The 22,687-nt window shown below is 52.9% G+C and carries 21 protein-coding genes; 9 read left to right on the top strand and 12 right to left on the bottom strand.

Annotated elements, in window-relative coordinates; translation table 11 throughout:
• Positions 1–9: 9 nt before the first annotated feature.
• The 4 genes from chbR to UC15_RS17255 all read right to left on the bottom strand — a co-directional run bounded on the left by chbR (position 10) and on the right by UC15_RS17255 (position 3,081).
• Complete coding sequence (gene chbR / locus UC15_RS17270; RefSeq protein WP_157960998.1) at positions 10–846, bottom strand: transcriptional regulator ChbR; 837 nt, start codon at positions 844–846, stop codon at positions 10–12.
• Positions 847–860: 14 nt separating this feature from the next.
• Complete coding sequence (gene chbA / locus UC15_RS17265) at positions 861–1,208, bottom strand: PTS N,N'-diacetylchitobiose transporter subunit IIA (RefSeq protein ID WP_112289613.1); 348 nt, start codon at positions 1,206–1,208, stop codon at positions 861–863.
• A 63-nt stretch (positions 1,209–1,271) separates the two neighbouring features.
• Entirely contained in the window at positions 1,272–2,630 is a 1,359-nt protein-coding gene (gene chbC / locus UC15_RS17260) for a PTS N,N'-diacetylchitobiose transporter subunit IIC (protein ID WP_112289611.1), read from the bottom strand.
• A gap of 127 nt (positions 2,631–2,757) precedes the next feature.
• Positions 2,758–3,081, bottom strand: coding sequence for a PTS sugar transporter subunit IIB (locus UC15_RS17255; RefSeq protein WP_255563976.1), 324 nt, complete (start codon positions 3,079–3,081; stop codon positions 2,758–2,760).
• Between the two features lie 344 nt (positions 3,082–3,425).
• Here UC15_RS17255 and UC15_RS17250 point away from each other — a divergent pair, with 344 nt between their 5' ends.
• On the top strand, positions 3,426–4,460 hold the full coding sequence (locus UC15_RS17250) for a LacI family DNA-binding transcriptional regulator (protein ID WP_112289608.1): 1,035 nt from the start codon (positions 3,426–3,428) through the stop codon (positions 4,458–4,460).
• Here the strand turns inward: UC15_RS17250 and UC15_RS17245 are convergent.
• The gene (locus tag UC15_RS17245; protein ID WP_112289741.1) at positions 4,452–5,210 is read right to left on the bottom strand and encodes a helix-turn-helix transcriptional regulator; all 759 of its coding nucleotides are present in this window, start codon (positions 5,208–5,210) and stop codon (positions 4,452–4,454) included. The two genes, UC15_RS17250 and UC15_RS17245, sit on opposite strands and share 9 nt — an antisense overlap.
• Positions 5,211–5,304: 94 nt before the next feature.
• Here UC15_RS17245 and UC15_RS17240 point away from each other — a divergent pair, with 94 nt between their 5' ends.
• Positions 5,305–5,697 carry a nuclear transport factor 2 family protein gene (locus UC15_RS17240; RefSeq protein WP_112289607.1) on the top strand — a complete coding sequence of 131 codons (393 nt, stop codon included), beginning with the start codon at positions 5,305–5,307 and terminating at the stop codon, positions 5,695–5,697.
• Between the two features lie 93 nt (positions 5,698–5,790).
• Here UC15_RS17240 and UC15_RS17235 read toward each other — a convergent pair whose 3' ends face one another.
• Positions 5,791–6,993, bottom strand: coding sequence for an MFS transporter (locus tag UC15_RS17235; protein WP_112289605.1), 1,203 nt, complete (start codon positions 6,991–6,993; stop codon positions 5,791–5,793).
• A 62-nt stretch (positions 6,994–7,055) separates the two neighbouring features.
• Between UC15_RS17235 and UC15_RS17230 the strand changes: the two genes are divergently transcribed.
• Positions 7,056–8,099, top strand: coding sequence for an AraC family transcriptional regulator (locus UC15_RS17230; protein ID WP_112289604.1), 1,044 nt, complete (start codon positions 7,056–7,058; stop codon positions 8,097–8,099).
• Positions 8,100–8,154: 55 nt separating this feature from the next.
• Here UC15_RS17230 and UC15_RS17225 read toward each other — a convergent pair whose 3' ends face one another.
• Genes UC15_RS17225 through UC15_RS17215 form a run of 3 tightly spaced genes read right to left on the bottom strand, consistent with a single transcriptional unit; the run spans position 8,155 to position 12,653 of the window.
• Positions 8,155–9,525 (bottom strand): efflux transporter outer membrane subunit, encoded by a 1,371-nt coding sequence (locus tag UC15_RS17225; protein ID WP_112289603.1) that lies wholly within the window; start codon positions 9,523–9,525, stop codon positions 8,155–8,157.
• 3 nt (positions 9,526–9,528) lie between these two features.
• Positions 9,529–11,469 carry a MacB family efflux pump subunit gene (locus UC15_RS17220; RefSeq protein WP_112289601.1) on the bottom strand — a complete coding sequence of 647 codons (1,941 nt, stop codon included), beginning with the start codon at positions 11,467–11,469 and terminating at the stop codon, positions 9,529–9,531.
• Entirely contained in the window at positions 11,466–12,653 is a 1,188-nt protein-coding gene (locus UC15_RS17215) for an efflux RND transporter periplasmic adaptor subunit (RefSeq protein WP_112289739.1), read from the bottom strand. Before UC15_RS17215 ends, UC15_RS17220 begins: the two co-directional genes overlap by 4 nt.
• A gap of 629 nt (positions 12,654–13,282) precedes the next feature.
• On the opposite strand from UC15_RS17215, the gene UC15_RS17210 reads away from it, so the two are divergent.
• Genes UC15_RS17210 through UC15_RS17200 form a run of 3 tightly spaced genes read left to right on the top strand, consistent with a single transcriptional unit; the run spans position 13,283 to position 17,111 of the window.
• Positions 13,283–14,008 (top strand): gluconate 2-dehydrogenase subunit 3 family protein, encoded by a 726-nt coding sequence (locus UC15_RS17210; protein WP_112289599.1) that lies wholly within the window; start codon positions 13,283–13,285, stop codon positions 14,006–14,008.
• A gap of 46 nt (positions 14,009–14,054) precedes the next feature.
• A complete protein-coding gene (locus tag UC15_RS17205; RefSeq protein WP_112289598.1) occupies positions 14,055–15,824 on the top strand; it encodes a GMC family oxidoreductase in 1,770 nt (589 codons plus the stop codon).
• Between the two features lie 15 nt (positions 15,825–15,839).
• Positions 15,840–17,111, top strand: a complete 1,272-nt coding sequence (locus tag UC15_RS17200) for a cytochrome c (RefSeq protein WP_369964463.1) — start codon at positions 15,840–15,842, stop codon at positions 17,109–17,111.
• A gap of 56 nt (positions 17,112–17,167) precedes the next feature.
• Here UC15_RS17200 and UC15_RS17195 read toward each other — a convergent pair whose 3' ends face one another.
• Positions 17,168–17,557 carry a DUF4440 domain-containing protein gene (locus tag UC15_RS17195; RefSeq protein WP_112289594.1) on the bottom strand — a complete coding sequence of 130 codons (390 nt, stop codon included), beginning with the start codon at positions 17,555–17,557 and terminating at the stop codon, positions 17,168–17,170.
• A complete protein-coding gene (locus UC15_RS17190) occupies positions 17,554–18,942 on the bottom strand; it encodes an MFS transporter (RefSeq protein ID WP_112289593.1) in 1,389 nt (462 codons plus the stop codon). The genes UC15_RS17195 and UC15_RS17190 overlap by 4 nt, the downstream gene beginning before the upstream one ends.
• A gap of 114 nt (positions 18,943–19,056) precedes the next feature.
• Here UC15_RS17190 and UC15_RS17185 point away from each other — a divergent pair, with 114 nt between their 5' ends.
• From UC15_RS17185 to tehB, 3 genes are all read left to right on the top strand, one after another.
• Positions 19,057–19,980 (top strand): LysR family transcriptional regulator, encoded by a 924-nt coding sequence (locus UC15_RS17185; protein ID WP_112289591.1) that lies wholly within the window; start codon positions 19,057–19,059, stop codon positions 19,978–19,980.
• 19 nt (positions 19,981–19,999) lie between these two features.
• The gene (locus UC15_RS17180; protein ID WP_112289590.1) at positions 20,000–20,536 is read left to right on the top strand and encodes a GNAT family N-acetyltransferase; all 537 of its coding nucleotides are present in this window, start codon (positions 20,000–20,002) and stop codon (positions 20,534–20,536) included.
• A gap of 72 nt (positions 20,537–20,608) precedes the next feature.
• A complete protein-coding gene (gene tehB / locus UC15_RS17175) occupies positions 20,609–21,208 on the top strand; it encodes a tellurite resistance methyltransferase TehB (RefSeq protein ID WP_112289588.1) in 600 nt (199 codons plus the stop codon).
• A gap of 57 nt (positions 21,209–21,265) precedes the next feature.
• Here the strand turns inward: tehB and UC15_RS17170 are convergent, their stop codons facing one another.
• Positions 21,266–22,684, bottom strand: a complete 1,419-nt coding sequence (locus UC15_RS17170) for a gamma-aminobutyraldehyde dehydrogenase (RefSeq protein WP_112289738.1) — start codon at positions 22,682–22,684, stop codon at positions 21,266–21,268.
• Positions 22,685–22,687: the final 3 nt, after the last annotated feature.

Below are 22,687 nucleotides of genomic sequence, written 5' to 3'. Positions count from 1 at the left end.
GAACCGACATTAATTAATGCTGCACAACTTCTTCCGGTAATGGTTCGGCGTAAAAGAAGTCAGCTTTTTAAAGTTTTTAATAAACATACTCGGGCTACTGTAACCGGAATCAAAAGCAATATCCGTGACCGAGTAGTTAGTGATCTCCAGCTGTTTTTTGGCAAAATCAATACGGATTTCATTTATAATCTGCATCGGCGTTTTGCCATAATGTCGCTGCGTCGCGCGCGTCAGGTATTCCTGCGACTTCCCGGAAAGCTCCACCATATTGGATAATGCTTTATCACCGAAGCGCGCTTTATCATGCATTTTCTCAATCGCCGTTTTCAGCCAGACTGGAATATCAGGAGTCACTTCTGATTCACGGTGATGACGTAAGCGGTTAACAATATAAAACGTCACCATCTCCAGAAATTCATTGAATTCACCGTTGCGGAAATTCATTGAAGCAATGACCGACTCAATATAAGCCAGAAATTCCGTTTTTATCTGATAGACCTGCGATGCAACAAATCGGGCAGGTAATAACGATAAATAATGTTGCTCGAAAAAGGCTTTACTGATCCCAACATTTAAAATCCGGGTAGCACCAAATTCATAAAAACTTTGATGGTTAGAACCTAACGGGATGAAAACGAAATCGCCACGTTCTAAAAGTACCCGTTTGCCGTTAACGTGCTGAAAATACCGGCCAGTCAGGACGATGGTGAACTCATAGTAGTCATGCTCATGCAACCCGGAGATGCTTTCTACCTTGTTGTAGATAAACATGTGGAAATTCTGACCGTCGAAGAGTTGATTTTCGCGCGCTGTCTTAATTTCCATACTCAGTACCGGTGGCTGCATTATGGTTCCCTACGTTATTTTATTTTCTCATGAAGCTCAATGAGTTCTGCAATCAGTTCGCGGGCGAGCATGGATGTCATCAGGTGATCCTGCGCGTGAACCAGCACCAGGCTGACTTTGGTTTTGCCTTCGCCCTGATCTTCTTCAATCAGTTTGGTCTGTATCAGATGGGCTTCATTGAGCGCCATTCTCGATTGCGCCATCACTGCACGCGCCTGCTCAAAATCGCCTTCTTTAGCTTTTTTCAGTGCTGAATACGCCAGGCTGCGGGCCTGTCCGGAGTTAATAATCAACCCCATCACCACTTCTTCTAAATCCTGCAGTTCGCCTTCGGTATCAACAATGCTGTCTAAATCCATCATTTTTATCTCTCCGTGATTTGCCGGACAGCGGCAGGAAGCTTGCCCCGCCGCTGTCCGTTCAGATTAAAATTTCAGTGCTGCGGCAATGTCTTCTTCGCTTTCTTCTTCCTCGATTATCGCCTGCGCTTTGTTCGACAAGATTACGAAAGGCATATAAACCAGCGTGGCGATACCAAGGTTGAACAGAGCCACTAACAGGGCGGCGATGCTGCCGTTACTGTTAAAGAAGGCACCCAGACCCGTCGGCATGGTCCATGGCGCAAGGTTCGTCACCGGTGGAATAATCCCCATGCTGTAAGCCGCCAGCGTAATCGCCGCCAGAATCGGCTGAACCAACACGAACGGAATAAACATCACCGGGTTCATGATAATCGGCAGGCCGAACAGGATAGGTTCGTTAATCTGGAAGATGCCTGATGGCAGCGCAAGCTTCGCGACCTGGCGGTGATCTGCACGGCGTGATGCGATAAAGATGGCGATAATCAGACCTAGCGTCGCTCCGGAACCGCCCAGCAGGATGTAGGAATCCAGCATCGGTTTGGCCCAGAAGTGGAAGGTTTTACCCGCGTCAATCGCTGCGCTGACAGAACCGTACTCGGTATACAACGCAATGTTTTCCAGTGCCCAAGGCGTCATGATGCCGTTGTCCAGTGCGGTCAGCGCCAGTGAACCGTGCACACCGAAGAACCACAGCAGGGAGTTGAAAATCACATACGCCCAGCCGACTACGCTGCCCATCGCCGCCAGAGGTTTGGAAATAGAATCCATAATAATCTGGTGGAAGTTATGACCGTATAATCCCAGCAACCAGGAAATGACCCCGAAGAAGAACAGAATAATAAAGCCCGGAATTAACGCTGAGAATGAACGGGAAACCGACGTCGGAACGCTCGCGGGTAAAGTAATCACCCAGTTTCTGCGAATAACAAACGTAAACATTTCGGCGACAACCAGACCGATTATCATACCGGAAATGATATTCGCGCCACCTAACCAGTTTGCACCGACCGCATAAGCTTCACCCACGCTATAAGGGGTAACCGTCATAAATGCGGCGACAGCTAATAAGCCTGCGGAAAGCGAATCGACTTTTCGTTCTTCTGCTAATGCCATCCCGATAAAGAAGGGCGCCATTAGCGACATAATACCTAACGTGCCGTTATAGACATTAATACCAATCGTTTTTAAACCGGCCAGCGTTTCAATGGTTGATGGGTCTAAACGTACGCCCAGAGAATAAAAGAAAGAACCGGCACCGAAGTTCAGAAATACGTTATTAATTAAAACGAACATGGCGCCAGCCAGGGTCAGCGGCATTAATTTGATAAAACCATTTTTGATGGCATTAATATGCGGCTGTTTACCTATTTTGACGGCAAAAGGAAGAAGTATCTTTTCAAGTGAATCAATGGCTTTGCTCATTGGGATTTTCCTTTAATGCCGCCATCCGGCGGCCAGGGTATGAAATTCGCTCTTTGACTGGAGTTCTCTTTGACTTAAAAATTTCAATATAAAGACGTTCAATTTAAAAATAAGGAAAAACGGTAAATTACTGCGCTGCTGCTTTTTTGATCGCAGCAACCGCTGCTTTCAGTACACCTAACCCATCAATTTTGCCGTACAGAGCAGAATCGATCACTTCAACCGGTTTGCCCGGTAATACTTTTTTGATTTCGTCGAGCATGTAGGCAATTTGTGGTCCGAGTAACACCACATCTGCGGCGGCACCTTTTTCGGCAGCCAGTGTTTCTGGGAATGCTTCGATAATGACCGGTACTTCATATTTCTCGGCCTGGATTTTCATTTTAGAAACCAGCAACGAGGTAGACATTCCTGCGGAACAAAACAAATAAATGACTTTCTTTTCCATGATGAAACCCTCATATCCCGAATAAATTACAGCTCCGACAACGGTTCCTGGTAAACCAGTAAGAATGCTTTCAAAGCCAATCGATGAAAATGACCTATTGTCTCTGCCTGAATGGAGTATACGGCATCGCTTAGGCAGGGGATAATTCTCAACTAACCAAAATTGTCTCTCCTTGACCAACGCCTATGACTCCCTTCACGTTTTGGGCAAATAATTCGCGGGGATAAATAAGATTGCGGCGCCCATGAAGCAACAACAAATTAACATTTAAGCCTACCTAAGCCGGTTCTGTTATGAGAAACTAAGAATGTTTGCGCAAACATTCTTGTATCGATCCCCGGACATCAGTGACCAACGTTTTGAATAATAAAATAAAATCGCAAAAAGGCCGTTCCCGTACGGCTACGCTCGAAGATGTCGCCCAGGCTGCCGGACTTTCTCCGATGACAGTCAGCCGCGCCTTAAACAATCCCAAAGTCGTTCGCCCTGCAACCATCGCGCGCGTAATGGAAGCAGTCAACAGCACCGGATACATTCCGAATATGCTGGCCGGTGGACTGGCGACCAGCCGCACCAAACTCATTGCCGTCGTCGTGCCGCAAATTAACAACAATATGTTTGTCGATACCGTTCAGGCGATCAGCGATCAGCTGGCGGCACGCGGTTACCACATGTTGTTGTGTATTGTCGGCTACGAGCCGGAAGACGAAACCGATATTGTTTCCACGCTGTTATCCCGTCGCCCGGATGGCATCGTACTGACCGGTATTCATCACACATCAGAGCTTAAAAGAATCATCCTGAACGCCAATATCCCGGTAGTAGAGATTTGGGATCTGACGCCGACGCCGATTGATATGCTGATTGGCTTCTCGCACGAAAAAGTCGGCAATGCCATCGGTGAATACTTCGCCACCAAAGGATTTACGCGTTTTGGCTTTATCTGCGCCTCGGATCGCCGCGCAATGGTACGTAAAAACGGGGCGATCAGCGTATTGCGGGCGATCCCTGAGCACGACATTAAAGAAGTGATTGTGTCACGACCGGCGAATATGGAAGTCGGACGCCATGCTCTGCGCCAGTTACTCGACAGTGGTCACCGGTTCGACGCCATCATTTGCAGCTCCGACACCCTTGCCCAGGGCGCCATTATGGAAGCCGAAGCACAAGGTTTACGCGTACCCGATGATTTCTCGGTGATCGGATTCGCAGACCTGAATTTTGCCGCACACAACCGCCCTGCCATCACGACCGTCAGCGTCGAAAAATGGGATCTGGGCATCCGCGCGGCGGACATGCTGGCGGATAAAATCGAAGGCATCACGGTTGAAGAACCTATTGTGGATATGGGTTACCGGCTTGTTATTCGGGAATCAGCCTGATGGCTTTTGTCGAGTCTCCGTGCGAATGAGGGCATTTTGCAACTGCCCCGGCGTCTTTCCAAAACGTTGCCGGAAGACGTCGATATAAGCACTGACGTTGCTGTAACCACTTCTTAACGCCACCTCGCTGACCGGCAAGCCGGCAAGCACCCATTGCAATGAAGTGACCACTTTTGCCTGCTGTCTCCACTGGCTAAAACTGAGGCCGGTTTGTTGAGTAAACAAACGACTCAGGCTGCGAACGCTGAGCCCCCATTGTTGGGCAAGCTGCGTCTGGTCCAGCTCGCATGCCGGGTTTTTCAGTAATTGATTCGCGACATTACGCGCCCGGCGATCGACGGGCAACGTCAACTGAAGCGGCAAGTCAGGAGCTCCGGCAATTTCAAAGCCTAATAATTTGAGAAGATGGCTTTGATATTCCGCAGAGGATGAAAGATCACCTTCCCGGCACAGGCGTTCCAAAATCGCCATCACGAAGGCATCTGCCCCATAGACACCCGGATGAGCGGGAAACGGTGAGCAGGAAGCAGGTTCAAGGTAAAGGCTTTGACCTTTCACGCCTGCCGGAACCCAGGCCCTGTGGCTGACATCAGCGGGAAACCATCCCAGTGATCCCGGTGTGACAGTCCACTGTACTGACGTCGTTTCAATGACAAGAATGCCATGACTCAACCAGTACAGCTGACCGGATGCGTGTTTATGCCAGGGCGTCGAATGCAGACTGTCGTAGTCGAATCTTTCAATTTTCATCTTCTGGCCGGTTAACCGTATATCTTGTCCAGATACGGATAATACCCTCATCCGCTCTTCCCGTACTCTTTCTGCTCTCAAAATGGAGGAACCGATGAAAAAGACAACTCAGACAGTCATTGATGCACTGCAAAACGTGGTCTGCAGCCCTGAACACAGCGAGCATGAAATTGCCCTTTACTTTGATCCGGGCTATCAGCAGGTGGTCGATGGTCACCGGTTCGATTACCGCGAATTTATTCAGCATATGGCGCTGCTTAAATCACAGACCACACAAATAAAAGTCTCTGTTCTGTCCGCCGTCACGGAGGATCAGACGGTTTTTACACACCATCATGTCAACGCAGCAAAAATTCAGGATGAACACTGTGAATTTGAAGTTTTTGCCCGCTTCACGTTGTCATCTGGAAAGATCATCCGCTGCGAAGAACTTACCCGGATGATTCGCGGCACATCAGGTGACCGCGATCTTGGGGGCAGACATTAACAGTCCCCCACTCTTAGCTTAGGGGTGGGGACCACCACCCAATAACCAGGCTTAATTGATACGTTTCCCTTCACTCGCTACCTGGTCTGGTGGTCAGGTCAGCGCGACCCTCACCTTTAGTCCAATAACGAGCGTGGCAAAAAACATGATGCAACCGGCGGTGATGAAAACACCTGTTACACCGCTGATACCAAAGAGTAATCCTCCCAACGCAGCACCCGCAGCAATTGAAGACTGAACGGCTGCGACGACCATGCCGCCAGCGGTTTCAGCCTGATCGGGAACCGAACGCGCTACCCAGTTTGACCACGCAACCGGTACGCCACCAAATGCCATCCCCCACAACGCGACGAAAAACATCAATCCCTTTTCCTCCAGTGGCAGCAAAATCATGCTTAATGCCGCGAAACCGACAAGTGCTGGCATGATTATCAGGGTAAGACGCAGGCTTCTCTCCATCAGCCACCCGGCCAGCAGCGTACCGATAAAATTAGCGATGCCAAATCCAAGCAGTATCAATGACAAACGATCCACATCGAGTTGGGCAATATTTTCAAGCGCCGGGCGAATATAGGTAAACAGCGCATACTGACCCGTATGGGCGATCACACACCCCGTCATTCCCATCCCAATGCCTGGGCGGCGGAGTAAATCCATGACAGATGCCGTTATCGTCATTCTACGCGGCGCCATTCCAGGAAGGGTAAATAGCTGAAAGATCAGTGTCAGCACGCCGACTGCGGTTGCAGCGATAAAAGCACTACGCCAGCCATAAAGCCCACCTAAATAGCTCCCCAGCGGGATCGAAACCACAGTACCGACAGCAATACCGCTAAAAATAATGGAGAGAGCACGCGGGACGCTTTTAGCCGGGACCAGTCGCATCGCTACGGCAGCAGCCATACTCCAGAAACCTCCCAGCGCGATGCCCAGCAAAATGCGCATGACTAACAGAACAGCCAGACTGGATGAAAGTGCGACAAGCAGGTTGGAGGCAATCATCAGCACGGTAAAACCCAGCAAAACATTTCGGCGATCATAATTACGCGTCAGGCGGGGAACCATCAGACCCGCAAACAGGGCCACCACCGCCGTTACCGTTACAGACTGACCAGCCAGAGCTTCGGTCACACCGAGATCGGCGGCCATGGGTGTCAACAGGCTGGCAGGAAGATACTCCGCAGTCAGCAAGCCAAACACGCCCATCGTCAGTGAAATAACGGCCATCCATGCGGATTCTTTGGGTTCCGAGCTATTCAAACTCGCGGATACAGCTACAGTTGCTTCATTTCTCATAACACACTCTTCCTGGGAAAAAATCACAACACCAAGTCTAGAGTTGAGCAGCTGGACGATCTATGATGCCACATCCTGATTTTTTACCCGAAACGCCGGTTATGCCTGTGAATAAACATTTTGCCCTGTCATCCGAGCTCATCAGTGAACTGCTGCTGGAAATGCGCCTGCGTGGCGTGCAGTATCGCCGTTTACAGACTGGCTCTGAATTTGGCGTCGGTTTTAGCAACAGACCGGGACATGCCTATTTTCATTACGTCGCTGTGGGCACTGCTCTGCTTCGCACACGCGACGGTACGTTGCACCAACTGAAAGCCGGAAGCATGGTATTCATGCCGCAGGGTGAGGAGCATCAGCTTTTATCGGATGTCAGCTGTTCATTTCAACATATCGACACGTTAGGCTTTGCGCCTTTGGGCGAGGCCGTCAGCGGAATCAATACTTGTCCGAGTTCGCATCCGACACCCAGCACGGTTCTGTTTTATGGCTGTATGGAGTTCGATCTTGGTGGAATGCAGGGGCTTGGTAAACTGATGCCGCAAGCCATAGTGGTTGAGGCAAATGAACAGGTCTATCCGGGACTGGTTCCTATACTGGGCGCGATGAAATTTGAAATCTGTTCCGGACGCGCAGGATTTGCGGGCATTCTGGCACGCCTCGCAGAAGTGGCGGCCGCCATGATTGTGCGTGGATGGATCGAAAACGGCAGCGAGAACGCCGCTGGCCTGATCGCTGCGTTACGTGATCCCCGACTCGCCCGTGCTATTCTGGCCATTCATCGCGATACGAGTCGGGAGTGGTCTGTTGCAGAGCTCGCTGCACAGTCGCATGTGTCACGTTCTGTTTTTGCTGAACGCTTCAAATCAATCATCGGCATACCTCCCCAGCGCTATGCAAGGGAGGTGCGAATGCGCATCGCAAGTCACTGGATTATTCACGATAAGATCTCAATTGACACCGTTGCTCTTCGCCTCGGTTATGCCTCACAGGCAGCGTTTAGCAGAGCTTTTAAGCGCATCAATGGATATCCGCCGGGCGCTATGCGTCAGCGACCCGCGAGACAAAGGGGAATCGCATCAATCACCCATCCGGGCTCTGCCGTTTAAGTGGATATACCCACGGGGATCCGTTCCATCCTATTAAGAAATGAGTTATCCGTATTTATGGGAACGTCGCCGAACCCCCGAATTCCAGATAGATTTTCGCCAGATTTTGGAACTGATTAAAGCGGTTTTCATCCAGTGATAGCTCCGCCTGGCGGCGCTTCTCCTGAGCATCAAGCCAAAATGAGACAGGCACAGCGCCCTGGCGATATCGTACTTCGTTCAGTCGCTCAGACTCCCTTGCCAGTTCAAGTCCTTCATGCAGCCTTTTTTCCTGCGCCAGTAACTGGTTACGCAGGGACAGCTCGTCTTCAATACTGCTCATCGCTTTATAAAGCGACTGCTTAAACTCCAGTAATCGCTGTTCGTAGTCGTTGCGGGCAATTTTTACATCCACGCCCTGTTGCCTCCACTCGAGAAACGGCAGTGTCAGGTTGGCGCCAACGGAACCGACAGGATTTTGCAGGAAAGCCATCAGCGAGCTGCTGCTGGTACCCAGAGAACCGGTCAGACTGAATGCGGGATAGAATTCGGTGCGCCTGATATCAACGGTGGCCAGAGCTTCACGCACCCGCCACTCTTTAGCACTGATATCGGGTCGGTGTCTCAGCACGCTGGCCGGAATGTTCGCATTAACCGCGGGCATTCCCCCTTTTGGCAACGTCATCGGTTCAGCCACGGGGCTGCCTGGCGCGGTACCCAGCAATACCGCCTGCTGATTCAACGCCTGCAGGCGTTCACGCTGCAGCCCGGTGAGTCTGTTTTCCTGGGTCAGCAAGCTTTGCCGGGCATCAACCACATCAAGTGATGAAGCACCACCCGCGTGGTAGCGGGCCATCGCCAGGCGTAGCGTTTCTTTTGCGTAACCGATGCTCTGCTTAAGAACGCTTATCTGTTGGTTAATAAAACCAATGCGCCAGTAGTTGTCACTGGCCTCTGAGAGCAAGGTCAGGCGTGCTGCACGCAGATCCTCTTCTGTGGCCTGACTTGCCCAAACCGCGGCATCTCGCTGCCGGGCCATTTTGCCCCACAGATCCAGTTCATAACTGGTATTCAGGGTGGCGGAACTGCCCTTTTCCCAGCCTGATGAGCCGGTAAGTGGTTTTCTGCTGTCCACGCCCAGCGTCCCTTTTAACCCCGGATCGCTTGCAATGCCCACTCTCTCGGCGTCAAGCCTTGCCCGGTACATCCTTAACACGGCTAAAGCCACATCATTATTGCTTGCCATCACCTGGCGTAACCAGCTATCCAGCAGGGGGTCATTAAACGCGTTCCAGTCAAACGGTGCGGACTCCCCGTCGGCATCATCGTGATACCAGCTGGCCGGATACTCTACGGCAGGCGCGTGATAGTCGCTTTTGAGTAAGTTTGCGCAGCCTGCGCTGAGCGTGGCGGCGAGGCATAAAGCCAAAGGTGATAATATTTTCATAGGTTACTCGCTGGCCAGTGAAGCGACCGGATCCATCCTTGCCGCCTTGCGGGCGGGGAGATAACCGAAGATCATGCCAATGATTGTTGAACAGACAAATGCGGCGGCAGCAGCCTGCCAGGAATAGATGGCGGTAAACATTCCGCCTGCCAGTGCGGTGAAAAGAGCGCCTGCGGCATACGACAGCGCGATGCCTAATGCCCCCCCTATCAGGCACACCAGGACGGCCTCAATCATAAATTGCTGCATGATATCGCTTCGACGCGCTCCCACCGCCATCCGCACGCCAATTTCATGGGTACGTTCGGTAACGGACACCAGCATGATGTTCATCACCCCAATACTGCCGATCATCAGTGAGATGCAGGCAACCATAAGAATCAAAATGCTGAAAGTCATCGAAGTACTTTCGATGGATTTTCTTATCTGTTCAAAATTATAAAGCTGGAAGTCTTTTACGCGGTGACGCTGGGTCAACAGCTGAGATATAGCACTGACAGCGGCCTCGTTAGCCACATTGTCCTTCAGCCGGACGCTGATGCTGGTCAGTACCGGTTTACCTGCCATTCGGTACATTACCGTACTGTAGGGCATCCACACGGTAATACGGTTGGGTGCATAACTACGGTTATTACTCTTAGCGATGCCCACAACGCGTGCTGGTACGGAACCGAGGAATACAATTTGCCCCAGCGCCTTTAACCCCGCCTCATCAAATAACGCTATGCGGGCATTTTCATCGATGATCACTTCCTGCAGGGCGTTACGATCGTCCCTGAACGTTGCCCCCTGCAAAATCTCGATGCCATTAACGCGGAAGTGATCTCGCCCAACGCCATTGATTGAGGCGGTTGCGGATTTTCCGCGAAAACGAATGGTGTCTGAGGCACTGACTTCCGGGCTTACGCTGTCAATAAACCCCTGCTTCGCCAGTGCTGCAGCATCTGCTGGCACCAGCGTACGAATGCTTTCGGCGCTGTCGTCGAAGAAATCGCTCCCGGGATAAATGCTCACTACGTTGGTGCCCAGATCTTTAATATTCTCCAGCGTCCGCTGCTTCGCCCCTTCACCGAGCGCCACCACCGTGACCACGGCAGCGATGCCGAAAATAATTCCGGTCATGGTTAAGGTTGTGCGTAAACGGTGTGCGTTCATCGCTTTCAGCGCCATTCCCAGCGATTCACGTGTACGATCGAGAAAACTTTGCCAACGACTTTGCCGGGTCCTGTTGGGAGGCGGCAGTTTTTCCGTCGCGGTCAGGCGGCTGCCGCTGTCTGAGATAATTTCGCCGTCGCGCAGTTCGATAATCCGCTGAGCATGTTGCGCCACCTTCATGTCGTGGGTCACTATCACCACGGTATGACCCCGCTGGTGAAGTTCGCTGAGGATGGCCAGCACTTCCTGCCCTGACCGTGAATCCAGCGCACCGGTCGGTTCGTCCGCCAGAATTATCTCTCCGCCATTAATCAGCGAGCGGGCAATACTGACACGCTGTTGCTGACCGCCGGAAAGTTCACCGGGTTTATGATGCTCCCGCCCTTCCAGCCCGAGCCTGCCCAGCAGTGCTGCGGCTCGCAGCCGACGCTGGTCACGCCCGCTGTTGGCGTAAATGGCAGGGATCTCCACATTGCCCAGTGCGCTGAGGTCTGGCATCAAATGATAGCGCTGGAAGATAAAGCCGATATGTTCCCGGCGTATTCTTGCAAGCTCATCCGGTGAAAGCTGGGCAGCATTTTGCCCGCCGATGTAATAATTCCCGCTGTCGGGGACATCAAGGCAACCCATGATGTTCATCAGGGTCGATTTACCCGACCCTGATGCGCCGATAATCGCCACCAGTTCACCTGCCGCGATCGTCAGACTCACCTCTTTGAGGACGGTAAGCGTCTGGCCACCATTACGGTAGGTACGGCTAATACCGTTAAGCTCAATAATATTGCTCACAGCACGAACCCATCCCCAGGTGCTTTTTCACCCGGCTGCGACAGCACCACCTTTTCCCCGACTTTCACGCCATCAAGGATCTCAATATCCACGCTGTTGGTTATTCCGGTTTTTACCTCTCGGGTTTCAAGCTTGCCGTTACTTGTCAAAACCTGCACCTGCTGCTTATTGCCATCTGCTTTATGCACCGCCTGAATGGGCACCAGAAGCGTATTTTTACCTTCACCGGCAAGCAGCGTGACCTGAGCAGTCATGGCAATTCGCAGCCGGTTTTCCGGATTGGGCACGTCCAGCAGCGCGTTGTAGTAGACGGACGCATTCGAGGTACCTGAGCCTGATGCCGAACTGCTGCTGGCAAGCGTGTCGTCTTTCATTACCGATTCCGGCGCCAGTTCAACGGTGCGCAGTATCGCGTCATACTCTTTGTCAGGTTCCGAGAAAATGGTGAAGCGCGCTTTTTGGCCGATGAAAATACGGGTGATATCGGCCTCAGAGATCTGCGCCTTAATGGTCATCACATCCAGTCGTGCAAGTTTGATAATTGTCGGTGCACTTTGGCTGGAGTTAACCGTCTGCCCTTGCTGGGTCACTACTGCGATAACGATGCCGTCCATCGGCGCGACGACACGTGTATAGCTCAGGTCGACCTTTTTCTTATCCACCTCGATCTGCGCCTGCACCAGACGCGCGTTAAGCGACAGTAGCTCCGCACGCGTGGTCGCCAGCGTGGCTTCTGCGGACTCAAAATCTTCACGTGAGCTGGCTTCTTGGTTAAGCATCTGCCGCTGCCGTTTGTAACGGAGTTCAGCCTGTTTTAAGAGCGCCTGCTTGGCTTGCAGATCGGCTTTGACCACGTTGAGTGCGGCTTCTGCGGTGCGCAAATCATTACGCTGCGGCACATCGTCAATGTCAGCTATCGGTTGCCCTTTAATGACCTGATCGCCAGGCTTAACTTTCAGCGATTTTACCTGGCCTGAGACCTGAGCACCGACGTTAACGCGCTCAATCGCATCGATTCGGCCGGTAGCCAGTACGGTATTTTCAATATCCCCTTTACGCACCGGAGCCGTGACATACTCCGGGACCGGCGCGCTGCGCAGGAAGAACAAGGAGACGGTGATAAGAACAGTCAGCATCACTGCAGCAAAAATGGCGACGCAACGTGAAGGGAGTTTCATTAACATTGTGCGGGTTTTCCATAACATTAAAACGCAGCGATCTAAGATATCATTTTGCCCCCCTGAGTCTCTACGGGAGTTAAACACGGGGTTAGCGGCTATCCCCTTGCACAAAGTCGGAGATAGCACATTCCCGGATCCCTTTTTGGATTAAAGTGAACGGGTAGCCTCATTGGAGGTTGTCGTTAATCATCTTCACCCTCTCTTTGCCGGGGAAGGGTTAACTTGTAGCTTATTTCAACTTCGCTTTTGTCCCACAAATAGATATCACCCTAAGTGAAACCCATTCCTATTTGTTAAAAATGTTAGCTAACATTCATAACAACAAATAACAGAAGCTTTCAATGCGGAATTAGATTGAACTAAATTCAGCCAATGGAATTATAAAGAAGACTTTGATAAACAATGCTATTCCTCTTCTCATCTGCAATAATCATATAACAGTATATCCTATTGATTATTATGACTTTTAATTCAAATTAATCCTGTTGAGATCATTAAGATATTTCCCACCTCATAGTTCATGTGGAATTTATTCATTTATTTTAAATGTAGCGGTGATATTATCGGCTTGTACCCAAAAATAATAATAATTAACCCAAACTTAACATCAGGCATGTGAGAGTCGTAATTCTATGCTCCTTCAAAAAAAAACAACCCGTCGCAAGTTTTTACTTGGGTCGCTGATGGCTTTGCCTGTCGGGACCATCATGATGAAAGGGCTGTCAGCGGCACAAGCTGCGGAAATGGCTGCCCCGGATTTGCTCGATTATAAACCAATATTTTTCAGCGCCGATGAGTGGCAATTTATTATGGCCGCCGCTGACCGTCTGATCCCTGCTGGCGGCAAAGGTAAAGCGCCGGGTGCACTCGAAACCAACGTGCCGATTTTTATCGATCAGCAAATGCACGGTGATTTCGGTGAAGAAATTTACATGCAGGGCCCGTTCAACGTGCATGCACCGGCGACGATGGGATATCAGATCCCGTTCCGTCCGCAGCAAATCTACAAAACCGGCATTCGTATCGCGAACAGCTGGTGTCAGCAAAATCATCAGAAAGCCTTCCATGAGCTTAACGATCAGGACAAAGACAACATACTGACGCAGCTTCAGAAAAACGGCATTACGTTTGCGGACGCAGGCGAAGAGAATCTCGTCGCTTCGCAATTCTTCAGCGAACTGCTTTCAGACACCAAACACGGTTATCTGGCAGATCCGATCTACGGCGGAAACAAAGGGATGAAGGCGTGGATCGCCATCGGATTCCCCGGCGCTCGCGCCAGTTTCACCGAGTGGGTTAAGCAGCACAACGTCCCGTATCCGCTGGGGCCAGTGAGCCTGCAAGGCGCGCGTGCCTGATTGCCGCGCCCTAATTCCCCTTTTCTGATGACTGACAGGATTTAAGATGGCAAAAGTAACTAAACCAGAAGTCGACGTTGTTGTTGTCGGCCTCGGCTGGGCGGGCTCGCTGATGAGTATCGAGCTGGCGATGGCAGGCCTGACCGTTCGCGCCCTCGAACGCGGCGGCGATCGCGGCTACGAAGAATTTGCATACCCGAAACCGGCGGACGAATACGCCTACGCGGTGCGTAACAAAGTCATGGCGACGCCGGCTGAAGCCGCGGTCACCGTGCGTTACAACATGAGTGAAACCGCCCTGCCGACCCGTAAATGGGGCGCGTTTGCGCCGGGTACCGGCGTCGGTGGTTCCGGTCTGCACTGGACGGCGGTTCTGATCCGCCCGACGCCGACCGATTTAAAACTCAAAACCTACGCAGACGAAGCATATAAACCAGGCATCCTGCAGGAAGACATGCGGATCATGGACTTCCCGTTCACGTGGGACGAAATCGAGCCGTATTACACCAAGTTTGAGCATATCTGTGGCCAGTCCGGTAAAACCGGTAACCTGCGCGGTCAGATTATGGAAGGCGGCGACCCGTTCGAAGGCCCGCGCTCCGAGCCTTACCCGCTGCCAGCGCTGGAAGATACACTCAACAGCAGCATGTTTGCTGAAGTCACCAAAAAGATGGGCTATCACCCGTTCCCGAACCCGTCGGCCTGCGTATCCCGCGCGTGGACCAACCCTTACGGCAACCAGATTGCGCCGTGTAACTACTGCGGTTATTGCAGTAAATATCCGTGCCTGAACTACTCAAAAGCCTCACCGCAAACCGCCGTGATGGACGCACTGAAACGCATGGATAACTTCTCTTATGAAGTCCACGCCAACGTGCTGAAAGTCGAGTTACACGATGATAAGAAAACCGCCAAAGGCGTGATCTACATGGATGCAGACGGCAATGAATGCTTCCAGCCTGCGAAAATCGTGGTGCTGAGCAGCTTCCAGTTCTGTAACGTGCGCCTGATGCTGCTGTCCGGGATCGGCAAACCGTACAACCCGATCACTGAAGAAGGCGTGATTGGCCGTAACTATGCGTTCCTGAGTAACGGCGGCTCGACGCTGTTCTTCAAAGACAAAAACTTCAACCCTTTCGCCACCGCAGGCGCCACAGGCCAGATGTTTAACGACATCTCTCCGGGCAACTTTGATGGCCCTTCTTTAGGTTTCATCGGCGGCGCGAAAATCCACAGTTCTCAGGCCACCGGCACGCCAATCAGCACCTCGCTGCCAAAAGGCACGCCTGCGTGGGGCACCGACTGGAAAGAAGGGATGGAAGAATGGTACGGCCATTCGATGAAAATCAGCATCACGACAACCTGCCAGTCTTACCGCGACATTTATCTGGATCTCGATCCGAACTACAAAGACGAATACGGCTATCCGCTGCTGCGCATGACCTTCGACTGGAAACAGAACGAACTCAAATTGCAGCAATACCTGAAAAGCATCGTCGGCAATATCACCAAAGAGCTGAACCCGGACAGCTACAGCGAAAGCTTCCTGCCGATGGACGCGCATTTTGACCTGACCAAGTACGTTTCCACGCATAACGTGGGCGGCGCGGTGATGGGCGATAACCCGAAAACCTCGGCGCTGAACAAGTTCCTGCAAAGCTGGGATGTGCATAACGTGTTTGTGCCGGGCGGTAATGCGTTCCCGCAAAACTTCCAGGCCAACCCGACGGACACCATCGGCGCGATCACCCTGATGGCGGCGCAGGCGATTAAAGATCAGTACCTGAAAAACCCTGGTCCACTGGTTCAGGCATAAGCGGAGATGAACAGGATGAAACTCAAAAGTTTATTTATCGCTAATGCTCTGCTGCTGGGAGCAGGTTTTATGGCGAATGCGCAGGCGGATACCAATACACAATCCGATAACGCAGCGCTGATCAAACAGGGCGAATATGTGGCGCGTCTGGGCGACTGCGGGGCGTGTCATACGGTCGCTGGCAAACCGGCGTTTTCCGGCGGACTGGCGATCAACTCGAATCTGGGCACCATTTATTCCACCAACATTACGCCGGATAAAGACCACGGCATTGGCGGATATTCCGAAGCACAGTTCTCCGATGCGGTGCGTAAAGGCGTTCTGCCTGACGGTACCCGTTTGTATCCGGCGATGCCTTATCCGGATTACGCCAAAATTAATGATGAAGATATGCACGCGCTCTATGTTTACTTTATGCAGGGCGTAAAACCGAGCGCGGAACAGCCGCCGGAAACGGATCTGAGTTTCCCGTTCAGTCAGCGCTGGGGGATGCGTTTCTGGAACTGGGCGTTTGCCTCGGATAAGCCTTTCAAGCCAATAGGGGGGGCTTCTGAGCAGGTAAACCGCGGCGCGTATCTGGTGGAAAGTCTCGGTCACTGCGGCAGTTGCCATACTCCGCGCGGTTTCGGTATGAACGAGAAAGCGCTGGACAGCAGCGACTCTGATTTCCTGGCGGGCGGCAGCCTGAATAACTGGGACGTCCCTTCCCTGCGCGGCGTCGCGCACTGGAATGAACAGGAGATCGTCGATTATCTGGGCAAAGGGCGTAATGACAAAGCAGCAGTTGGCGGCGAAATGACGTCTGTGGTGGAAAACAGTACAGCCCACATGACCGATGACGACCTGAAAGCCATCGCGGCCTACATCAAATTCCTGGGCGGTAATCCGCCGGTTCCGGCAGAGGACACGCAGAAAGCCAGCGCGACCGAAGCCAAACTGACAGCGGCGAAAAACCTCAGCGAAGGCGAGCGTTTGTATCTGGATAACTGCGGTGCATGTCACTTCGTGACAGGTAAAGGCGCACCGGGCGTGTTCCCGCAGCTGGATCAGGCAACGATTGTGAATGCCAAAGACCCGACCGGATTAATTCACACCATTTTGGCGGGCGCACAGCAACCGTCCACCGCGCGCGCACCGTCCACGCTGGTGATGCCGGGCTTTGCAAACCGTCTGACGGACGAAGAAGCGGCACAACTGTCGACCTTTATCCGTCAGGGCTGGAGCAACAATGCTCCGGCAGTGACCGCAAAAGATGTCAGCGAAGTCAGAAAAACCCTGACGAAGTAATCACTTTTGCAGGCTACAACGGCTTTCCTCGCGGAAGGCCGTTTTTTTATACGCGATCAGGCGGCTGGCGTTTCATGCAAATGACGCCACAGAATTTTCCCTTCTGCATCCACCACAAACAACACCGTCGAATAACGCAGCGTTTCCGGCTGGCCGGGCAACTGCTGGCGTTCCTGATACGCAACGACCGCGCCTTTTTCACTTTCAGCAATCAGCACCGGCTTTTCGACCTCAATCTTCAGCCCGCTTTTCGCGCCCCGCTGCGCCCTGAAAAAAGCACATAACGCCGGATGATCCAGCCGGTGGCCGGTGATAGTTACCATCGAATAGGCCGGACTAAACCGCGCCAGCAGTTCATCACAAACCTGCTCAGGTGCAGCGGAGTCTGTAAACCAGCGCTGAATTAACACATGTGCATCAAACACTTCTTTCACAAAACGATTCATCTTCTTTCCTTTTGAAGTTCCTGCTGATGCAGTTCCTGCACAATTTCCCGGCCCGGCAACCGCAGACACAATATGACCGGAACAATAACGCTGGCGGCGGCAAAAATGAACGCCAGCCTGAACGCAGATTGCGGGAGGTAAATCTGCAAAATATTGAGCATCACGCTGACCAGCGTCACGCCGAGGCAAAAACTCAGCTGGCGGTTGATGTTCCACACCGCGCTGGCATCGGCCAGTTTCTCCGTCTGAATATGTAAAAACGCGCTACTTTGCGCCGTGCTGCTGCACAAACTGCTGCCCGCCCCCATCAGCGTGAACGCCGCGATCGCCAGCCAAGGCTGCGCGGGAAACCCGCTGAGCAGCGCCAGCAAGCCAATACCTGCGCCATGTATCAGACAGCCGGGAATAAACAGCGCCCGCGGCCCGATGCGGTTAAACATTTTGCCGGTAAAACTGATGGCAGCAAACGACGCCAGCGACCACGGCAACATCAGCCCGCCTGACTGCGCTGCCGAAAAATGATGCTCATTTTGCAGATACAGCATGGCGATCAGGCTGACGCCGGTAAACACGCCGGGAACCCACTGATAAACCAGCATGCCGGTGCGCAGCAGCGGATCTTTCATCAACGTCAGATCCAGCAAAGGCTCAGGCTGTTTTCGGGATACGCCAACAAACATCGCCATCAGCCCTGCGCCCGCCAGCAAGAATGCGCTGCCGCTCAGCCATTCACTATTTTCACCCAGCGACGTCAGCCCCCATAACACCAGCGTCAGCCCGCCGTTAAGCAGCGCAAATCCCTTCACATCAAACTGCTCCGCGGGTTCCCGCGCCGTTTGTGGCAGCCAGCACAGTGCCAGCACCCAGGCCAGCAGCGCCAGAGGCAGACTGGCAATAAACACCCAACGCCAGCTGAAACTGTCCACGATAATGCCGCCGATGGCCGGAGAAAGCGCCGGTGCCATCAGCCCGACCAGCATGATCACCGCCGAAAGTCTGGCACGTTCGTGGCTGCGGTAAAGCGCGTATGTCAGCGTCTGCCCGAGCGGGATCAATAATCCGCCGCCCAGCCCCTGCACAATACGCCAGGCAATCAGCGTGGTCAGATTTCCGGCGCTTGCTGCGCCAACAGAGGCAAGCATAAAAATCGTCAGTGAAAGGATGAAAATCCGGCGCGCCCCGAAACGTGCGGCCAGCCAGCGACTGAGCGGGATAACCAGCGTCAGCCCGAGAATATATCCGGTGCTGACCCACGCCAGCGCGCTGACCGGTGCATCAAACTGGCGTGCGATGCCGGGATACGCCACGTTAGCGATAAACATGTTGATCAGATCAACGAAAAAACCGAGCAAATACACCGCGGCAACCCGCGCTCTGTGACTCATCTGCACTCATCCACAATCAGTTAAGGCGTGCAATCTAACGGAGATATTGTCCGGGATAAACGGGCGCGGCGCAGTTACACTGTCAAAAATATTTTGACAATCAGGAAGTATGAAATGCTGAATTTGCAGCGGCTGGAGATTTTCGTGGCGGTGGTTAACGCAGGCAGTTTTACTGGCGCGGCAGCTTCGCTCGGGCTGACCAAGGCAGTCGTCAGTTTCAACGTCAAACAACTGGAAAGCGAAACCGGCGTCGCGTTGCTGACCCGCAGCACGCGGCGGCTGGCGCTAACTGAATCGGGCGAACGCTTTTATCAGCGCTGTCAGGATTTATTGCAGGAAGCCGAATCGGTACTGGATGACGTACGCCGGGACCACGGCGGTCTGAGCGGACAACTGCGTATCACCAGTACGCCGGAATACGGTGCACGCGTGGTGGTTCCGGCGCTGGCGGCGTTCTCTGCACTGCATCCGCAATTGCGCATTCAGCATGTTGCGTCCTCGAATCACGATGACCTGATTTCCGGACGCTTCGATCTGGCGATCCGCCTCGGTCAGTTAGCCGATTCCAGTCACCACGCCGCCACGCTGGGGAGTTTTGAAATCCTGCCGGTAGCCTCTGCGACATATTTGCAACAATCAGGAAGTATTCAAACACCGGAACAGCTGGCTCAGGCCTCGTGGATTGCGCACAGCCGGTTGCCGCTGCCAATGAGCTGGCCGGTAACCCGTACCCGTGGGGAGCAAATTCCGTTTCGTGTTTCTTCGCCTCCGGCCGTGACCGCCGACAGCGCATCGGCGTTGTTATCTTTTGCGCTGGCAGGAGCAGGCGTTGCATTGCTGCCCGACTGGCTGGTGCAACCGGAAATCGACGCACAGCGTTTATGCCATTTGCTGCCCGATCACCGGTTCCCGACACAGGGCATTTTCGCGCTCTATCCCAACACCCGCCATGTCCCTGAAAAGGTGCGGCGGTTTATTGATTTTTTGCAAAAACAGATGGCGGAGTTTCCCGCTCGGTCTAAGATTTACTTCAGCTAACAGAAGGAAAACGCTGACTATGATCCTCGAAACATCGCGGTTGTTGCTCCGGCCTGTCGAGGCTGATGACATCGGTTCATTTTTTGCTATTTACGGCGATCCGCAAACTAATCTGTTTAATCCGCGCGGTCCGCTCAAAGACATAGCGGCAGCGAAGGAAAAACTTAGCGGCTGGTTACAGGAATGGCCGGAACACGGTTTCGGCCATTGGGCGATAACGTTGAGTCATAAGCCGGATGAGATTATCGGCTTCGGTGGGCTGGGAGTTCGCGAAGGCTACGAAAATCACCGGGTATTTCTCGGCTATCGCTTTGCGACCATCGCGTGGGGAAAAGGGCTGGCAACGGAGTTTGCCAGCGCATCATTGAACGCAGGTTTCGAGAAACTGCATCTTGAGCGGATCTCCGCCACCGTGCGCGAAAATCATCTGGCTTCGCAGCGTGTGCTGGAGAAAATCGGCATGCAAAAAGTCGGTTTTGAAGGTGATCCGGTACATGGCACCGGCAGTTACCTTTACCGGCAGACTGATCACCGCATAACCCGCTGCCCCCATTAAGAGTCATGGTGCGCGCACGCTATTTTAGAGGATAATCGCGGGTAATCGATTCACTATTCAGGAAACCCGCGAATGAAACAACACCTCGCACCAGAAGACTATTACACTGAAAAGTACGGTCTGACCCGTACCCATTCTGAAATTCTCAACGCAGCAAATTACGTGCAGCCGGGCAAAGCGCTGGATCTAGGGTGTGGCAGCGGACGTAACTCGCTGTATCTCAACCTGAAAGGTTTTGATGTCACCGGCTGGGATAACAACGCGATGAGCGTCGCAAAAGTGAATGACATTATTGCGGCGGAATCCCTGCAAAACATTCATATAAGCGAGCAGGATCTGAACACGCATCGTTTCAGCGGTGAATATGATTTTATCTTTTCAACGGTAGTGATGATGTTTCTGCAACGCGACAGCATTCCGCATATTGTTCAGGACATGCACGCTGCGACGAAAACCGGAGGCTACAACCTTATTGTCGCCGCGATGGACAGCCCGGATTTCCCGTGTCCGCTGCCCTTCCCGTTCACCTTCCAGCCTGAAGAACTGCGCGAGTATTACCGTGGCTGGGAAATCGTGAAGTACAACGAAGACGTCGGCGAGCTGCATAAACGCGACGAAAACGGTAACCGCTATAAACTGCGGTTTGCGACGCTGCTGGCGAAAAAGATTTGATGTGAAAATAAGCTGGCGGGAACGCCGCCAGCCCTGTAAATCTGCCGAAGCCGGATGCTAGTGCTTTATCATCACATGCCGGATTGCCGTGTAATCTTCCAGTCCGTACATCGACATATCTTTGCCGTAGCCGGACTGCTTTTGTCCGCCGTGCGGCATTTCGCTGACCAGCATGAAGTGCGTATTCACCCAGGTACAACCGTATTGCAGACGGGCGCTGAGCCGATGGGCGCGACCGATGTTTTGCGTCCAGACCGACGAAGCCAGCCCGTAATTCGATTCATTTGCCCAGTCGAGAACCTGATCTTCGGTATCGAATTCGGTGATGCTGACCACCGGCCCGAACACTTCGCGCTGCACGATTTCATCTTCCTGACGCGCTCCCGCCAGCACGGTAGGCTGGAAATAATAGCCTTCACCGCGCACGCGTTCGCCGCCGGTGACCACCTGAATATGCGCCTGCTGTTTTGCGCGTTGCACGAAACCTTCCACCCGTTCTAAATGTGCTGCCGATACCAGCGGCCCCATTTCTGCGCTTTCATCTGTCCCAAGTTTGATCGTAGAAACCGCTGCGCCCAGCGCGTTGACCAGCCGCGAATAAACCCCTTTTTGCACATAGAGTCGACAGGCCGCGGTGCAGTCTTGTCCGGCGTTGTAGAAACCGAACGTGCGCACGCCTTCCACCACCTGATCGATATCCGCGTCATCAAACACGATCACCGGCGCTTTGCCACCGAGTTCCATATGCGTGCGTTTGATGCCGCTGGTGGCCTGCGCAACAATTTTCTCGCCGGTTGCGACCGAGCCGGTCAGAGAAATCATCCGCACTTTATCGTGATGCGTCAGCGCGTTACCCACCCTCTGACCGTCGCCAAACAACACATTCAGCACACCCGCCGGGAACAAATCCTGCGCCAGTTCTCCCAGCTTCAGCGCCGTCAGCGGCGTAATTTCAGAAGGTTTGATCACCACACAGTTGCCCGCCGCCAGCGCCGGAGCAATTTTCCAGGCAGCCATCATCAGCGGATAATTCCACGGCGCGATAGAGGCAATAACTCCCAGCGGATCACGGCGGATCATGGAAGTATGACCGGTCAGATACTCGCCGCTGGCCAGTCCGTTCAGACAACGGCTGGCACCGGCAAAGTAACGAAACACATCAGCTACCGCCGGGATCTCATCGCCCAGCGCCAGATGAAAAGGTTTGCCGCAGTTCAGCGATTCGAGTTTCGCGAGGTCTTCAGCATTGGCTTCAATGCGATCGGCCAGCGCCAGTAACAACTCAGAACGGGTTTTCGGCGTGGTTTGCCCCCATTCAGTAAAAGCTTTGTGCGCCAGATCGACAGCCTGTTTGGTCTGCTGCTCGCTGGCCTGCGCCAGTCGCACTATTTCCTGCCCGTTATGCGGGTTGTAAACCGGCAACGACGTTCCTTCTCCGGCAACCAGCTCACCATTAATCAGCATGTTCGTTTGCATTAT

Source organism: Rahnella sp. AN3-3W3 (genome assembly GCF_003263545.1).
Classification (GTDB): domain Bacteria; phylum Pseudomonadota; class Gammaproteobacteria; order Enterobacterales; family Enterobacteriaceae; genus Rahnella; species Rahnella variigena.
Note: the sequence above shows the minus strand (reverse complement) of the source record. Positions and strands in the feature narration are given on the sequence as shown.

Bases quoted from the DNA above. Each gene is read 5' to 3' on its own strand.
- chbR (WP_157960998.1), bottom strand. From the start codon at position 846: ATGCAGCCACCGGTACTGAGTATGGAAATTAAGACAGCGCGCGAAAAT.
- chbA (WP_112289613.1), bottom strand. From the start codon at position 1,208: ATGATGGATTTAGACAGCATTGTTGATACCGAAGGCGAACTGCAGGAT.
- chbC (WP_112289611.1), bottom strand. From the start codon at position 2,630: ATGAGCAAAGCCATTGATTCACTTGAAAAGATACTTCTTCCTTTTGCC.
- UC15_RS17245 (WP_112289741.1), bottom strand. From the start codon at position 5,210: ATGAAAATTGAAAGATTCGACTACGACAGTCTGCATTCGACGCCCTGG.
- UC15_RS17240 (WP_112289607.1), top strand. From the start codon at position 5,305: ATGAAAAAGACAACTCAGACAGTCATTGATGCACTGCAAAACGTGGTC.
- UC15_RS17235 (WP_112289605.1), bottom strand. From the start codon at position 6,993: ATGAGAAATGAAGCAACTGTAGCTGTATCCGCGAGTTTGAATAGCTCG.
- UC15_RS17230 (WP_112289604.1), top strand. From the start codon at position 7,056: ATGATGCCACATCCTGATTTTTTACCCGAAACGCCGGTTATGCCTGTG.
- UC15_RS17225 (WP_112289603.1), bottom strand. From the start codon at position 9,525: ATGAAAATATTATCACCTTTGGCTTTATGCCTCGCCGCCACGCTCAGC.
- UC15_RS17215 (WP_112289739.1), bottom strand. From the start codon at position 12,653: ATGTTAATGAAACTCCCTTCACGTTGCGTCGCCATTTTTGCTGCAGTG.
- UC15_RS17210 (WP_112289599.1), top strand. From the start codon at position 13,283: ATGCTCCTTCAAAAAAAAACAACCCGTCGCAAGTTTTTACTTGGGTCG.
- UC15_RS17205 (WP_112289598.1), top strand. From the start codon at position 14,055: ATGGCAAAAGTAACTAAACCAGAAGTCGACGTTGTTGTTGTCGGCCTC.
- UC15_RS17200 (WP_369964463.1), top strand. From the start codon at position 15,840: ATGAAACTCAAAAGTTTATTTATCGCTAATGCTCTGCTGCTGGGAGCA.
- UC15_RS17195 (WP_112289594.1), bottom strand. From the start codon at position 17,557: ATGAATCGTTTTGTGAAAGAAGTGTTTGATGCACATGTGTTAATTCAG.
- UC15_RS17190 (WP_112289593.1), bottom strand. From the start codon at position 18,942: ATGAGTCACAGAGCGCGGGTTGCCGCGGTGTATTTGCTCGGTTTTTTC.
- UC15_RS17185 (WP_112289591.1), top strand. From the start codon at position 19,057: ATGCTGAATTTGCAGCGGCTGGAGATTTTCGTGGCGGTGGTTAACGCA.
- UC15_RS17180 (WP_112289590.1), top strand. From the start codon at position 20,000: ATGATCCTCGAAACATCGCGGTTGTTGCTCCGGCCTGTCGAGGCTGAT.
- tehB (WP_112289588.1), top strand. From the start codon at position 20,609: ATGAAACAACACCTCGCACCAGAAGACTATTACACTGAAAAGTACGGT.
- UC15_RS17170 (WP_112289738.1), bottom strand. From the start codon at position 22,684: ATGCAAACGAACATGCTGATTAATGGTGAGCTGGTTGCCGGAGAAGGA.